9 protein-coding genes, 10 tRNA genes and 1 rRNA gene are annotated in these 15184 nt (G+C 44.6%); 1 reads left to right on the top strand and 19 read right to left on the bottom strand.

Features of this window, described 5'->3' with window-relative positions:
* Positions 1-24: 24 nt before the first annotated feature.
* From glmS to sigW, 6 genes are all read right to left on the bottom strand, one after another.
* Positions 25-1827 carry a glutamine--fructose-6-phosphate transaminase (isomerizing) gene (glmS, locus tag JOC33_RS15035; RefSeq protein ID WP_205093373.1) on the bottom strand — a complete coding sequence of 601 codons (1803 nt, stop codon included), beginning with the start codon at positions 1825-1827 and terminating at the stop codon, positions 25-27.
* A gap of 462 nt (positions 1828-2289) precedes the next feature.
* On the bottom strand, positions 2290-3639 hold the full coding sequence (glmM, locus tag JOC33_RS15030) for a phosphoglucosamine mutase (protein ID WP_205093372.1): 1350 nt from the start codon (positions 3637-3639) through the stop codon (positions 2290-2292).
* 39 nt (positions 3640-3678) lie between these two features.
* Entirely contained in the window at positions 3679-4917 is a 1239-nt protein-coding gene (locus tag JOC33_RS15025; protein WP_205093371.1) for a CdaR family protein, read from the bottom strand.
* Positions 4910-5728 (bottom strand): diadenylate cyclase CdaA, encoded by an 819-nt coding sequence (gene cdaA / locus JOC33_RS15020; protein ID WP_205093370.1) that lies wholly within the window; start codon positions 5726-5728, stop codon positions 4910-4912. Before cdaA ends, JOC33_RS15025 begins: the two co-directional genes overlap by 8 nt.
* A gap of 175 nt (positions 5729-5903) precedes the next feature.
* On the bottom strand, positions 5904-6551 hold the full coding sequence (locus JOC33_RS15015) for a zf-HC2 domain-containing protein (protein ID WP_205093369.1): 648 nt from the start codon (positions 6549-6551) through the stop codon (positions 5904-5906).
* A 14-nt stretch (positions 6552-6565) separates the two neighbouring features.
* Positions 6566-7129, bottom strand: coding sequence for an RNA polymerase sigma factor SigW (gene sigW, locus JOC33_RS15010; protein WP_205093368.1), 564 nt, complete (start codon positions 7127-7129; stop codon positions 6566-6568).
* Between the two features lie 192 nt (positions 7130-7321).
* On the opposite strand from sigW, the gene JOC33_RS15005 reads away from it, so the two are divergent.
* Entirely contained in the window at positions 7322-7474 is a 153-nt protein-coding gene (locus tag JOC33_RS15005) for an aspartyl-phosphate phosphatase Spo0E family protein (RefSeq protein ID WP_205093367.1), read from the top strand.
* Between the two features lie 48 nt (positions 7475-7522).
* On the opposite strand, the gene rocF is transcribed toward JOC33_RS15005, so the two are convergent.
* From rocF to rrf, 13 genes are all read right to left on the bottom strand, one after another.
* Positions 7523-8416: an arginase gene (rocF, locus tag JOC33_RS15000; RefSeq protein ID WP_205093366.1), complete on the bottom strand. Its 894-nt coding sequence runs from the start codon at positions 8414-8416 to the stop codon at positions 7523-7525.
* A gap of 368 nt (positions 8417-8784) precedes the next feature.
* A tRNA-Ala gene (locus JOC33_RS14995) sits at positions 8785-8860 on the bottom strand.
* Between the two features lie 9 nt (positions 8861-8869).
* A tRNA-Gly gene (locus tag JOC33_RS14990) sits at positions 8870-8944 on the bottom strand.
* 16 nt (positions 8945-8960) lie between these two features.
* A tRNA-Lys gene (locus JOC33_RS14985) sits at positions 8961-9036 on the bottom strand.
* Between the two features lie 166 nt (positions 9037-9202).
* Positions 9203-9277, bottom strand: a tRNA-Gln gene (locus tag JOC33_RS14980).
* A 78-nt stretch (positions 9278-9355) separates the two neighbouring features.
* Positions 9356-9441 (bottom strand) — tRNA-Tyr (locus JOC33_RS14975).
* Between the two features lie 240 nt (positions 9442-9681).
* Positions 9682-9757, bottom strand: a tRNA-Thr gene (locus tag JOC33_RS14970).
* A 4-nt stretch (positions 9758-9761) separates the two neighbouring features.
* Positions 9762-9837, bottom strand: a tRNA-Val gene (locus JOC33_RS14965).
* 7 nt (positions 9838-9844) lie between these two features.
* A tRNA-Glu gene (locus JOC33_RS14960) sits at positions 9845-9919 on the bottom strand.
* A gap of 185 nt (positions 9920-10104) precedes the next feature.
* Positions 10105-14481 (bottom strand): S8 family serine peptidase, encoded by a 4377-nt coding sequence (locus JOC33_RS14955; RefSeq protein ID WP_205093365.1) that lies wholly within the window; start codon positions 14479-14481, stop codon positions 10105-10107.
* Between the two features lie 254 nt (positions 14482-14735).
* Positions 14736-14807: transfer RNA gene (locus tag JOC33_RS14950), tRNA-Thr, on the bottom strand.
* Positions 14808-14810: 3 nt separating this feature from the next.
* Positions 14811-14885, bottom strand: a tRNA-Asn gene (locus JOC33_RS14945).
* A 204-nt stretch (positions 14886-15089) separates the two neighbouring features.
* Positions 15090-15184: ribosomal RNA gene (gene rrf / locus JOC33_RS14940) — 5S ribosomal RNA — on the bottom strand; the annotation flags it as partial.

Genomic DNA, 15184 nt, shown 5'->3' with positions numbered 1-15184 from the left:
GAATTATTCTCCGGGGAATTTTTGTTATTCTACTGTTACACTTTTAGCCAGGTTACGCGGCTTATCGACGTCGCAGTTACGGTGAAGCGCTGCATAATAGGAAATAAGCTGCAATGGCAGCACAGAAACGATCGGCGTCAGGATTTCATGTACCTGCGGCAGTACAAAACTGTCACCTGACTTATCGAGTCCTTTCATACTGATTACGCAGGCATTGGCTCCACGTGCAATGACTTCCTGGACGTTACCACGGATCGAGTCGTTTACACCAGCCTGTGTGGCCAGCGCGATGACTGGAGTACCTTCTTCAATCAGAGCGATGGTCCCGTGTTTCAATTCTCCTCCGGCAAAGCCTTCTGCCTGGATATAAGAGATCTCCTTCAACTTCAGGGCACCTTCGATTCCTACGTAGTAATCGATGCTGCGTCCAATGAAGAAACAGTTGCGTGTGGTTGCCAGGAACTCACGGGCCAGATCTTCAAATACATCTTTCTGATCAGCCATTGCTTCCATGGCATTTGCAACGATAGCTAATTCTTGCATAGGATCGAAGTCAAGCTCGATTCCTTTTGCATTTGCAGTGTCTACACCAAGAATGGCTAAGACCGCCATTTGAGCTGTATAAGCTTTTGTAGAAGCTACAGCGATTTCCGGCCCTGCATGCAGATGCAGGGTATAATCCGCTTCACGAGAAAGGGTGGACCCTGGCACATTCGTAATCGTAAGTGCCGGATGTCCTAATTCTTTTGTTTGTACAAGGACTGCGCGGCTGTCTGCCGTTTCACCACTTTGAGAAATATAAACGAATAATGGCTTTTCAGACAACAAAGGCATATTATAGGAAAATTCGCTTGCTACGTGTACTTCAACCGGGATTTGCGCGAATTTTTCAAGGAACTGCTTTCCAATCAGTCCAGCATGATAGCTGGTACCTGCTGCGATGATATAAATACGGTCGCAATCTTTCATCGCCTGGCGCACGTCCGGGTCCAATTTAATTTCGTTGTTTTCATCTTGGTATTCCTGGATGATTCGACGCAGGACAAGTGGCTGCTCATCAATTTCCTTCAACATGAAATGAGGGTACGTACCCTTTTCAATGTCAGATTCATTGAGTTCAGCTGTGAATGGCTCACGCTCCACAACAGTACCGTCGAGCTTTTGGATTTCTACGCGTTCACGGCGCAAAAGGACGGTCTCTTTATCCATTAACTCAAGATACTGGTCAGTTACTTGAAGCATCGCCATAGAATCACTTGCTACAACATTAAAGCCGTCGCCAAGTCCTACGAGCAATGGGCTTTTATTTTTAGCGATATAGATAGTCTCTGCATCCTCTGCATCAATAAGCGCAATCGCATAAGAGCCTTTTAACAGCTCAACTGCTTTACGGAAGGCAGCAGATACATCGTTCATCTCGTTATACAGTACTTCAATCAGCTGTACAACGATTTCTGTATCCGTCTGGCTCTTCAATTCGATGCCGGAAAGGTATTCATCGCGAACTTCCAGATAGTTTTCGATGACACCGTTATGAACGATGCTGAAACGCCCTGATTTACTTTGGTGCGGGTGCGCATTCTCCTGGCTCGGCGGTCCATGAGTCGCCCAGCGTGTGTGCCCGATCCCGAGTGTCGCATGGACATTCCCGTCAACCGCCTCACGAAGCTGCGCAATGCGTCCCTTCACTTTTGAAATATAGACGTCTTCTTTGCTCATAACAGCAATACCTGCTGAGTCATAGCCTCTGTATTCCAGTTTTTCAAGCCCTTTTAGTAAAATCTCTTTTGAATCATCGTATCCAATATATCCTACAATTCCACACATGTCGGTATTTCCTCCTTAGGAAAAGGGCATCCCGACACCCATGAGGGGCGTCGATCAGCCCCATTCTCGTGTCATTTAAGTTGCACTTTATCCAGATCGGTTGTACAAAAGAGTCGCCTCTTTGTTTTAGATTCTGGACAAACGGTTGAAGTGCCTGGCAACCGGGAGGCATCCGCCGAAAGCTCGATGAACCTCCTCCTCGTCAACTATTTTCATTCCGTTCGAAAATAGTCCTGGCGCTTTATATTACTGTTTTCCCCTATCCTCCTTACCTTCTATGAATGCACCTTAGTCTTTAACCGCAAACGCTTGAAAGTAAACGTGTTGGAAATTAAAAACACAAGGCTACTAATCATTGTACGCGAGAATGTTTTTAAAGGTCAATCATTATTTTCTCCTTTAACACAAAAGTCATCCCATCGTAACAAAAGCGCAGGCCATCATAATGGCCTGCGCTTATAGTTATTCCACTAACCCTAATTCTTCCTGTACGACTTCCACAACTTTGTTGACATATTTTTCGCTGTCCTCAATCGTCAGTGCTTCTACCATAATCCGTACAAGCGGTTCCGTTCCCGATGGACGGACAAGCACACGGCCCTGGTCACCCATTTCCTCTTCCACTGCCTGAATAGCTTCCTGGATGCGCGGATGGGTCTGTACTGCGTTTTTGTCAGTGACTCTGACATTCTTCAATATTTGAGGATACTTTTTCATTTCTCCTGCAAGCTCAGATAATGGTTTCCCTGTCTCTTTCATGACATTCACCAGCTGCAAGGCACTCAGCATGCCATCTCCTGTGGTGTTATGGTCAAGAAATATGATATGACCGGACTGTTCGCCACCAAGATTATAGCCGCCTTTACGCATCTCTTCCATTACGTAACGATCTCCGACGGCTGTCTTGTCACTTTTCATGCCTTGTGCTTCAATCGCTTTGTAGAAGCCAAGGTTACTCATCACGGTAGATACAACCGTCGAATGATTAAGGTAACCATGGTCATTCATATGCTTACCACAGATGTACATGATCTGATCCCCGTCTACGATATTTCCTTTTTCATCCACAGCGATCAGGCGGTCTCCATCTCCATCAAACGCCAGACCGACATCAGCCCCTTTTTCAAGTACAAGCTCGCGGACAGCTTCCGGATGTGTGGATCCCACTCCATCATTGATATTCAGTCCATCCGGAGAAGACCCGATGGAAGAGATATCGGCTTCAAGATCTGCAAATAGATGGGATGCTAACGACGAGGTCGAACCATGAGCACAATCAAGCGCAATATGCAGGCCATCGAAGTCATAATCGACTGTCTGTTTCAGGTATTGCATGTAACGCTGGCCGCCTTCAAAATAATCATTTACCTGACCAAGATTTGTTCCAATTGGTCTCGGCAAATCATCGGTCTTCTTGTCCAGAAGTTCCTCGATATCGTTCTCCTGGCTGTCGGACAGTTTAAAACCGTCCGGCCCGAAAAATTTGATGCCATTGTCCTCAACCGGATTGTGAGAAGCAGAAATCATGACTCCTGCTGCCGCTCCAAGTGCTTTCGTCAAATACGCGACCCCTGGTGTGGAGATCACTCCAACCCGCATTACTTCGGCACCAATGGACAAAAGTCCGGCAGTAAGAGCGCCTTCAAGCATATGTCCTGAAATCCTTGTGTCACGTCCGATAAGTATTTTTGGTCGTTCTACGCCTTTTGTAACGACATAGCCTCCGAAACGTCCCAGTTTGAAAGCTAACTCCGGTGTCAGGTCTTTATTAGCAATTCCTCGTACTCCATCTGTTCCAAAATATTTTCCCATGATGTTATATCTCTCCTTCATTCAAACAGGCATTCCTAATTATCCTATACGTATGGTGGCACTTTCACTACTGCTTTTAAGCGCGATATTGTCAGGACCGCTTAGTGAGATTGGAACCTGATGCTCGCCTGGCTCCAAGCCTTCCACATCGATACTTGCTGTAATATCTTCAGCGGTCAGGTCAGCTAACGCCTCTTTTTCCCCTATCGCGGTGATATCAATCTGTTGACCTTCCGGGTTAAGAAAATCGATGGATTGATTTTCCGGAAGATTAGTTACCTCGATATCAATCTCCTTAAGCGCTGCTTCTTCCTTATTTTCCACTTTCATCATCTCAACTGTTACTTCTACCGTTTCCTTATCGACACTTTTGACCCCTTCTGGGAGATGTATTTCTGCTTCTACTGTGGTCGTTTCAGTGATATCTGATACATCTACAGTAATATTACCTATTTTTTCAATTTTTTCAAGTACCTGGTCCGGTCCGAAAACCGTTACCTCCTGTACCTCTGGTTTTACGGTTTTAACAGCATACCCTTCTGGAGCTTCTCCTGTAGTCTTTACTTCAATCGGCACTGTTTTGCTCGGCGTCTCGATTGGTACCTTTACCTGGACGGTCGTCGGCTCCACAAGTACATTCAGTTCATTTCCTTCCGAGTCATAAACCTTTACCGGGGCTTCGACGTTTTCAATCGTTTCCGTCGCGCCGCTCACATCGACAATCGCCTGTACCAGGGCAACGCTGTCGACTAAATCTTCCCCACCGGTAATCGTCACCTCAGAAGGATTCACTTTTGGCTCTCCTACATTGTAGTTTTCGAGTAATTCTTGTTCATTGGTAAAATCTACACTGACCGGATATTCTTCTTTCACCCGTTCAGCTATCGTCACATTGATCGTTTTTGGTTCCAATTGGACAGCAAGCCGGTTCGATATCCCGCTATGCTGGATGTTGACCCTGTGAGTTCCCGGACCGAGCTCTTCCAGGTCGACATACAATTCAAAATTCTTTTGCCGCACTACCGGCGCTAACACACTATTAGGGCCTTGCAGCGTAACACTGACATTTTGCGGCACGCCGCTTACCGTATAGGATTTTTCATCGTAGCGGACTTCCACAGGTACATTATTCAGGACTTCGACATCCTCTGAACCATCATTGATCAACAGGGCATCTGACTGGTTGCTGTCATCCAGATTGACTGTGGTCCATAATAAAACAGCCATCAATAGGGAGATGACTCGAATGAACCAGGGGCTCTTCAACCAATTATCCATCTTTCTTCCCCCTCCAATTCCATCCTTTTGCAGCAGGGGCTTTGGCAGTTACATCCAATTCCTTTCGGAGAATGTCAGCCAGCTTTTCCTGGTCCAGCTCACGATGCAATTCTCCATTCTTGGTGCAGGAGATATTTCCTGTCTCTTCAGAAACAATGATCGTCAGGGCATCGGTCACTTCACTGATTCCCAGTGCGGCCCGGTGCCGCGTTCCCAATTCTTTTGATATAAATGGGCTTTCAGATAGTGGGAGATAACACGCTGCGGCGACAATTTCTTCCCCTCTGAGAATGACTGCCCCATCATGCAAGGGTGTATTCGGGATGAATATGTTTGTAAGTAATTCGCTCGTCAGCCGTCCACCAATCGGAATACCCGTTTCCACATAATCTCCCATACCGGTTTCCCGCTCAATCGTAATCAACGCACCTATGCGTCGTTTCGCCATGTAATTACATGACTTTATTATTGCCTGAATGGATTTATCCACTCCCTGCTCTTCAGATGAGGTTCTGCTGAAAAAGCTCCCTCTTCCCAATTGCTCCAGAGCACGTCTGAATTCAGGCTGGAACAAAATAATAATAGCCAGGAACCCCCAGGTGATCGCCTGAGAGGTAAGCCATCTAAGTGTCGTCAACCCGAACAAGTTGCTAAACAGCCATATCGCCAGGATAACAAAGATTCCTTTCAACAGCTGGACAGCCTTCGTTCCCCTGATCAACATGATCAATTTATAGACAACAAACCAGACGAGGGCAATATCAATACCTATAAGTAAATAATCGAAAAATTCTTGTCCCCCACCAAGCATGCCTACACTTCCTTCTATGAATGATTGCCAAAATAAAAAAATTCAAATCCTTAATAATTATAGCATATAAAAGATTTACATCATAAGAAAGCTATGCCAACTGCGGGAGTCAAATTTTAATCCTTTTACAAATATAAAAAAAGACTGCAAAACTGCAGTCTCTTCAAAAGTGTCGCTATTCTTCTTCTAGTGTAAAAATATTCGTAACCGTCTTTTTAACCTGGTACCACATCCACTCAAACACCTGATTCACTTCGTTTACGTCCCCACTGACATAAGCCATATATTTATCACCATCAAGAGGATTATCCTGGTTTTCTTTTTCTAATATTTCGCCATTGATAACTGTAACATCGCCATTTACCAAGCCTTCAATCCTAAGGTCTCCATTTCGGACAACCAGATCCCCTTCCACGGTAACATTCTCCGGCACAATAACTACTTGATTTTGGATGACCAGATTATCCTGTTTAGAAACAGAAACCTGCTGATCATCATTCCAGGCGGAAAATACACCCCCGAACATCAAAATGAAAAATACGGCTGCTGCCGTCAGGAAAGGATGGTGTCTGAACCAGCGGGAATAATTTGTCCGCTTTTTCTCTTTAGGCAGACGTTCCATTACCTTTTTCGTGAAATCAGGCGGGGCAGAGACCTGACTGGAACTCTGCACAAGACTTATGGTCCGTTTCAATTCATGAAAATGTTTTTGGCATTGTCCGCAAGCTTGGAGGTGGCCACGTAACTTTCTCTCTTCTTTTTGAGTCAACTCGTCGTCTAAATATTTATGCATCAAAGCCAAGGCTTCTTTCTTACAATCCATTCCCTCTCACTCCTTTACACATGGCGAAGCCTTTTACGAAGCGCTTCCCTCCCCCGATGTATCCGGGTTTTTACTGTGCCTACAGGAATTTCAAGCACATCGGCAATCTCCTGTAGGGACAGTTCGTCTAAAAACCGCAGCACAATGACACTGCGATATTTAGGAGGCAAAGCTAATATTTCCTTGTGGATGTATGTCTGCAGCTCCAGACTTTCCACTTCTTCTTCGGGCAGCGCCTGATCTGCGGCCAACTGGGAGTACATGTTCAAACCTTCAGTACCTTTTACCTCCGCGTCAAGAAAGTAATCAGGCTTCTTTTTCCTGATTCGATCAATCGTCAAATTGGTAGCAATACGATACAGCCAGGTAGAGAACTTCCTCTTTTCATCAAACCGGTCAATGTTGGTATATGCCCGAATAAAGGCTTCTTGTGCAAGATCCTCTGCTTCGTGTTTATTTCCAATCATACGGAAACATATCTGATATACTTTATTTTGATAAAAAGTGACTACATCTTCAAATGCAGCATGATCTCCTTTTTTTATCTGTTTTATTTTTTGCTTTATAACTGTTTCCATATCTATACCTCCGCCGCACTTGCGGTCCCTCTACTTACGAATGACCACTTAATGAGGTTTCATTTTTTCCAAAAAAAAATTTATTTAAGAAAAACTTCCTGAATCAAGTTTAACATCTTTTTAACATGGGTATGACTCGAAGTATATAAAAATAAAGAAAATTATGACATTACGTTAATTATTGGAGGAAATATGGACCGAAAAAATGGAATTTTAATTGAAATTGAAAAGTGCCGTGAAGAAATGAACGCCATGTCAAAAAAACTTGCCCTGTCATCCAAGGAGGTCGTATCCATCAGCAAGCAGCTGGATGATCTGTTAAACAAATATCAAAATGCAAAGTAAAACAGCAACCTATTAATGGATAATAAGTTGCTGCTTTTTTTATGAAAGTTATTTCAGTTTTTCTCCGAACAAAGATCCCATCAATCCGACCGCAACACTCGCCGTTTTATTCTTTTCATCAAGAATCGGGTTCACCTCGACGAATTCCGCGGATGTGACAAGCTTCGACTCATGAAGCATCTCCATTGCCAGGTGACTTTCGCGGTAGTTCAAACCTCCCATTACAGGTGTGCCGACACCTGGAGCAATGTCAGGATCCAATCCATCAAGATCAAGACTCAAATGCAGTCCATCTGTCCGATCCTTCAGATAATCAATCGTTTCCTGCATAACTTGGGACATTCCCATACGATCTACTTCATGCATTGTGTATACTTTCATACCAGTTTCCTTAATTAATTCACGTTCACCTGCATCCAAAGAACGAGCACCGATAATGACGATGTTTTCAGGTTTTACTTTCGGCTGATACCCGTGAATGTTTACCAGCTGCTCATGTCCAATTCCAAGACTAACCGCTAGTGGCATACCATGAATATTACCTGAAGGAGACGTTTCATTGTTATTTAAATCACCATGGGCATCATACCAGATAACGCCAAGGTTTTTGTAATGCTTAGAAACACCCGCAAGCGTTCCGATGGCAATACTGTGGTCTCCTCCCAGTACAAGTGGAAAACTTCCCTCAGCAACGACATCGTCTACTTTCTGAGCAAGATTAGCATTACCTTCTGTCACTTCTTTCAGGTTACGCAAGTTATCTTCCAGCTGTTCCCCCCGCTGATAAGGGATTTCAATGTCTCCAAGATCCTCGATATCATATTTCAATTGTTCTAAACGTTCCAATACACCAGCATAACGAATGGCACTTGGTCCCATATCTACCCCGCGGCGGTTCTGTCCAAGGTCCATAGGAACTCCAACGATCGTCAATTTCTTCATCTATTATCCTCCTTTTTCTACTACCTACTATTGTAGAGTTTTAACATCAATTGACTCAACTAGACAGGATTCTGCATATATATACGAAAATTTCCAAATATATGTCATTTTAAAAGCACGTTGAACGAATACGATTTTTCAGGACAAATAAGGATAATATAGATGACATTCTGGAGATAGGCAGGTCAACGATTAAGGTTGTGCGAGCATATTTTGCTGATTGGCGAGCATAAAAGTAACTGGGCGAGCATATTTCGCTCATTGGCGAACCTAAATTGAATACACGAATTACCTACAATAATTGATACTTTTGTTTTCTGCCATAAAAAAACTGACCTGGCTTTCACCCGTCAGTTTCATCTTATGTATGGTGGAGCCTAGCGGGATCGAACCGCTGACCTCCTGCGTGCAAAGCAGGCGCTCTCCCAGCTGAGCTAAGGCCCCGTATTTGTATGGAGCGGGAGACGGGATTCGAACCCGCGACCCCCACCTTGGCAAGGTGGTGTTCTACCACTGAACTACTCCCGCTTATCGGAGAATATCATGGTGAGCCATGAAGGATTCGAACCTTCGACCCTCTGATTAAAAGTCAGATGCTCTACCAACTGAGCTAATGGCTCGAATTTATAAGTAGTAATACAATCACTATGAGTATGGTGCTCGTCACGTTGGTAGCTTATTCGGTGACGCCCGCGCTCCTCGCAAAGCCTACGATGAAGAGAACTCAAGAAGTATTACGGCTTCTCTACCAACTGAGCTAATGGCTCGTATCTATAATAATAAAAATGGCTGGGCCAGCTGGATTCGAACCAGCGCATGACGGAATCAAAATCCGCTGCCTTACCGCTTGGCTATGGCCCAATAACCAAAAGAAAAAAATAGTACATTCTATAAGTACTATCTACATTTTTCCTAATTTAATTCATTTAAGTAAGTATATGGTGGAGGGAGTAGGACTCGAACCTACGAACCCGATGGGAGCGGATTTACAGTCCGCCGCGTTTGGCCAACTTCGCTATCCCTCCAAAGTATAAAATGCTTTTTACAGCGACTATATAAATATAACATTTTTCCCGTATATTCGTCAAAGGGTAATTTATGCCAAATGCCAAATGCAAAACCTTTAATGGTGCAATAAAGCACTACCATTGTTTTCTAGCAAAGTAGTGTAATCGTCGTAGTTAGAAAACTTTTAATGGTGCACTAAAGCACTACAATTGTTTTCTAACAGAGAAGTATACTCGACGTAGTTAGAAAACTTTTAATGGTGCCGGCCAGAGGACTTGAACCCCCAACCTACTGATTACAAGTCAGTTGCTCTACCAATTGAGCTAGACCGGCGTCATGGTGGAGGATGCAGGGTTCGAACCTGCGACCCCTTGCTTGTAAGGCAAGTGCTCTCCCAGCTGAGCTAATCCTCCAAATGAATGGTGACCCGTACGGGATTCGAACCCGTGTTACCGCCGTGAAAGGGCGGTGTCTTAACCACTTGACCAACGGGCCGTTTCAGCAGCGAAAAAGCTCATAAAAGCTTCTGCTCTCAAACTGACAAATATTATTATATACAGACGGGACAAGTTTTGTAAAGAGAAAATTCATCTTTTTTCAAGAAACGCTCAGCACCTGTCATGAAAGGATGTTTTCAGGTAGAAAAACCCCCTCCCGGCAAAGGAGGGGGCGTCCTGTGTTTATTCTTCTACATTAATAAAAAGTTTACCCGCCGCAGCTTCTTCTGCAACATTTCCGTATTCATCTTCCGCTTTCACAATTATTTCGGCTCCTTCTGCCACTAGATTTGAAGTAGCTGTCCAGTAACCGACATAATGGCCGTCTTCTGTTTCCATCATTGGTAATTCTGTCGCCTGCGATAAAAAATTAGTTAACGGCATACGGATGTAGAATGTAGCTTCAAGGCCAGGGTCAGCGTCAAATTCTATTTTTACCGATTCCCCGGCTTGCAAATAGGTGTCTTCCTCCGGTTGAACATTTTCTATCTCTGTTGCCTCGAATTTAGCATCAACCGTTACACGTTTCGTCTTTTTATTTCCTGCTAAATCGAACGCTTTGACTTTAATTTCATTTTCGCCTTCTGACAACATGATTCGTTTTGAATAGGTTCCATCTTCCCCGACTTCTGCCCGCTTGCCATTTACAACCACTCGGTCTAGATTCTCTTCGGTAACTTGCCCTTCCACAGTAATCACTTCATCATTGGTCTTATCTCCATCCTCAGGTGAAGTGATCGTCAATTCAGGTTTAACCTGATCCAAAGTAATGGTTACTGGAGCTGAAGGATTAGTGGAACCATTATCTGTGGAGGAAACAGCGGTCAGTTCATTTTCCCCAGCTTGTAAGGAAATATCAAGACTGAAACGACCGTCTTCCGTAGCTGTCGTGCTTCCAGCTTCCTCTCCATTATTATGAACGGTTACCGTGGTCGTTGGTGCAGCTTCACCTTCTACCGTAACGGTTTTCTCATTGGTATGGGTGCCGTCAGCCGGTGATTCTATGATAGGTGCTTCAGCTGCATAATTAACCACTGCCCGAATCATATAGTTACCTTCTGCTTCAGGAGATGGACTCCAGCCGCCGCCAACAAGCTGCCAGCTGCGTCCTGCATAGTCACCATCTTCATCTGTTGCAAGGCCGGGGGCATATGGGTTAGGGTTGGACTGGATATATACCATGTAGAAGTCGCCTTCCACTACGATACCTTTATCAGCCAAATCCACGTGGGTCCACTCCCCATTACGTAATGCTTCTGCATCGTATGGGCCGCCAAGCTTTTCTCCAGGAGCCCCATCAGGTCCACTTGCGTCATAGACTGCCACCTGGAATTCCGTACCCCCTGGCACAGGCCATTCTTCATTCCAGAAACGGAACAGGCCGCCTGTCACCATCGCTGAAGACTGCCCCTCTTCTAAAGACATTTTTACAGCCCAGCCATTGCCTGCATCATAGAAAGCACGGGCATTTTCAGCTGTCCCATCATCATAACCTATTTCGCCAGGATATCCGATAAATGGGGCAAGCTCAATAGAAACCGTGGAAGTTTCTCCACCTTCAATGGTCACGGCAGTTTCTTTGCTGTGATAGGAAGGTGCCAATACTTTGAGAGTATAATCCCCTTCATATGCTTCTAAAGTGAAGTTGCCTTCCTCGTCGGTCATAACCGGAGCTACGGCCGCATCCTCAACAAGCATAATGGTCGCATCAGCAATTGGCTCTCCTGTCTGTTCATTTGTAACGGTTCCTTCTACTGTCCCTTTAGGAATCGGTTCTAAAGTGAAGTTTGCACGGATCGATCCATCATCCGGAACGGTCACTGTTTGTTCGCTGGCGTAAAAACCGTACGCATTTGCCTGGAGTGTAAAGTCGCCTGCAGCATGTACCAGACTATAGCTGCCATCAGCAGGATTCGTGTTCACAGATCGTTCCGTTTCCATCACTGTAACTGTTGCATTCAATGGCAGGGCTTCAGGATAATTTCCTTTTTCCTTAACCTTGCCCCCACCAAACGCAGGTGCTTTTACGTTTTCCACTTTATCCGGTAGAAGTTTATTGGCATTTACCGGTTTTTTCATTTGTTTAGAGTCTTTTCCATGTAGTTTCAGGTCGTTACCGGTGTCTACTTTTTTACTTTGTTTATTCTTTTTGGAAGCAGATGTTCCTAGTGGTTCATCGGATAAGGTCACATCATCGATAAACCAGCCTTCCCTTGCGACACTATAGTCTGTGTCGACATGGTACCCGACATAGACTCTTTGCCCCGCATAACCAGAAAGGTCCACTTCCGTTTGTTCCCAACCATCCGTTGTTCCATTGAATTCGGCAACCTGTTCCCAGTTTTCCATGTCCGTTGAAACAACTATATGGCCATAATCATAGTTATTTTCGAGGTTATGCCATGAATTAAATTGGAGAAAAGTATTTCCTTCTCCTATATCAACAGGCGGCATGACAAGGGTCATATTGGCATCATCGTCATATTCGCCTGTCAAATTAGTACCATACACTTTTTCTCCAGAAGCGGCGCTTTCCGGTCCGTCTTGTGGAATGCCCCATTGCCAGCTATTGTTAGCACCAAAGGACATCCAACCACTAGGTGTTGTTTCAAAATCCTGTTGGTAGCCGATAGTAATGGCTTCTTTGATTTCAAGGGAATAGATTTCTGACTCGATCTCGTTACCGCCAAAGTCATTGACAACCCACTTATATTCGAGTTGACTGCCTGTAACTATCCCTGACTCCAAAACTGCCTGGTAATTACCTTCCAGATAATCACCTTCGACTAATTCGGCGGTAAGCGTTTGCCATTGACCATTACCATCTAATCGATAGGAAAGTTCGACCGAGCTTACACTTATATTGTCACTAACTGCTGCCAATAACGGCAGAGGAACACCTTCGTATGTTTCACTAGGTGCTTGATGTTCTATGACTGGGGGTTCCGTATCTTCCCCTTCTTTATAAACGTGCCCCTTGATCTCCCCGAGACCGCTTACAACCGCAGATACGGCATTATAAGCATTGACAATCCCATGACCAAATCCTTCATTTGGATCCTCCGGGTATTGCCCGTTTGTAGTCGTATCCGCCGTTTCTAATAAAATCGTTTCCAGCTCGTCAATAGTCAGGGAACTGTCTGCCTGAAGAAGTAATGCAGCTGTAGCAGCTACATGTGGGCCTGCCATGGAAGTGCCATTCCATCCACCTTCATACCCTCCTCCAGGAACTGAAGACCGAATATTAACTCCTGGTGCAGATATATCCGGTTTTATTTCTCCATTATATGGTGACGGTCCACGAGAGGAAAAACTGGCAAGACCATCACTGGCATCGGTAGCACCGACTGCAATGGATTCCGGATAATTGGAAGGGGCAGCAATCGTCCCGTCCCCTGGTCCATCGTTTCCAGCTGAAAATACTGGAACAATTCCTGCATTTCTCCAGTTTTGTACCATAGGGCGATACCATTCATCAAGTCCAGGTCCTCCGCCCCAAGAGTTATTGACGATATCAGGAGCCATTCCTGGATGTGGGTTTCCATTTTCATCCTTAGGGGCTAGGATCCATTCCCCTGCCGCCAGCAAGTCAACATCCGTTCCTCCTGCTGCCGTAAACGCTTTGACGCCGATCCAGGTAGCACCGGGAGCTACACCGATTTGGTTTTCCCCATCCTCCCCGCTTCCTACCATAGTTCCCATCGTATGTGTCCCATGACCATGATCATCATAGGGGGCTTCCTCTCCTGCTGTAGCATCGAACCAATTAAATTCATGGTCGGGTTCACCAGGAGCGGCAGGATCAAAACCTCGGTACTTCTCTTTAAGTGCCGGATGGTCCCATTCGACGCCTGTATCGATATTAGCGACCACTACACCAGTGCCGTCGATACCAGTTTCTTCCCATACTTGTGGAGCGCCGATCCGATCAATATTCCATTCCACACTGTTCGTCTCTGCCTTTTTCTTAGCCTTTGCTGCTTTTTGTTTTACCGCTGCTTCAGCGACTTGAGGGTGAAGTTGCCGCGTTCTGTTCGGGAGCACTTTGTCCACTTCAGGTAAAGCGGCAATCTGCTTCATTACTGCTTCATTACTGGTTACTGCCATTGCATTGACAATGTAGTAAGAATGGTAGGAAGAAACCTTTCCCGCCTTTTCAGCCTCTTTTAGTAACTTCTTTAAGTTATGTTGGGTGTCTACCGCCGTGGCACGTAACTCCGTCACAACAGCTGAAGTTTTAATTCGCTTCAGAGATTGAGCAGATAAGGAAGCCTTATTCTTTCTGGCTTTTTCCATAGCTTGCTTAACTGCTTTTTTCGTATTGCCCTGCTCTTTCATCTTAACAAGGTATGTTACTTCCTTTTGCTTATCAAATTGTACAGATAAATCTGAATTGATTTTACTGCTCACCTGTTTGCTGTCTTTGATGGATACACTTGGGGAATTCTTAGCTGTGGCACTGTTGTAATTGAAAAAAGGAAATACCATTAACAAAGCCAATGCAATACTTAGCCATTTTAATAACCTTTTTTTCGTGCCCAATGCAAAACCCCTCTCCATTTTAATTATTAATAGAAACTTCCGCCCACTCTGCCTCCTTTCTAATTTATTTAATTTCGGAAAATTTCCCTAAGATGTTGCCATAAAGTTACTAAATTATTACACAAAAGGATACATTTTTAGGAAAAAAGAGGAAAAAACGCATATAAAGATAGGTCTATAGAAGGGGCGCTCATAAGAAGGTTTATTGTGTTCAACATTTTTAGCGAAAACTAAAAAAACTGTCGAGAATATCTCGACAGTTTCACAAGAAGAGCTTCCAGCCGGATTTGAACCGGCGACCCCTTCCTTACCATGGAAGTGCTCTACCACTGAGCTATGGAAGCAGATGGCTCCACCGGTAGGATTCGAACCTACGACCAATCGGTTAACAGCCGATTGCTCTACCACTGAGCTACGGTGGAATAATTTTAATAGGATATCATTGTGTTTTAGCCAGAAACCCAAGTGCTCGTCGTGCTGGATGCTCGTGCAAAGCCTTACTCGCAGTCAATTCAAGGTGTTCGGCTTAGCTAAGGTGGAATAATTGGCAAGTATGTATATCTTTGGTTAGTGAATACAAAATATGCTCTGGTATTACTTTTATTTCAAAAAATATAAGAAAAAAAGCCTAGCGGCGTCCTACTCTCACGGGGATAAACCCGACTACCATCGGCGCTGGAGAGCTTAACTGCTGTGTTCGGCATGGGAACAGGTGTGACCT

Origin of the sequence: Thalassobacillus pellis (assembly GCF_016908295.1) — a bacterium.
Classification (GTDB): Bacteria; Bacillota; Bacilli; order Bacillales; family Halobacillaceae; genus Thalassobacillus; species Thalassobacillus pellis.
Note: the sequence above shows the minus strand (reverse complement) of the source record. Positions and strands in the feature narration are given on the sequence as shown.

Bases quoted from the DNA above. Each gene is read 5' to 3' on its own strand.
- JOC33_RS15025 (WP_205093371.1), bottom strand. From the start codon at position 4,917: ATGGATAATTGGTTGAAGAGCCCCTGGTTCATTCGAGTCATCTCCCTA.
- JOC33_RS15015 (WP_205093369.1), bottom strand. From the start codon at position 6,551: ATGGATTGTAAGAAAGAAGCCTTGGCTTTGATGCATAAATATTTAGAC.
- cdaA (WP_205093370.1), bottom strand. From the start codon at position 5,728: ATGCTTGGTGGGGGACAAGAATTTTTCGATTATTTACTTATAGGTATT.
- glmM (WP_205093372.1), bottom strand. From the start codon at position 3,639: ATGGGAAAATATTTTGGAACAGATGGAGTACGAGGAATTGCTAATAAA.
- sigW (WP_205093368.1), bottom strand. From the start codon at position 7,129: ATGGAAACAGTTATAAAGCAAAAAATAAAACAGATAAAAAAAGGAGAT.
- JOC33_RS14955 (WP_205093365.1), bottom strand. From the start codon at position 14,481: ATGGAGAGGGGTTTTGCATTGGGCACGAAAAAAAGGTTATTAAAATGG.
- JOC33_RS15005 (WP_205093367.1), top strand. From the start codon at position 7,322: ATGGACCGAAAAAATGGAATTTTAATTGAAATTGAAAAGTGCCGTGAA.
- glmS (WP_205093373.1), bottom strand. From the start codon at position 1,827: ATGTGTGGAATTGTAGGATATATTGGATACGATGATTCAAAAGAGATT.
- rocF (WP_205093366.1), bottom strand. From the start codon at position 8,416: ATGAAGAAATTGACGATCGTTGGAGTTCCTATGGACCTTGGACAGAAC.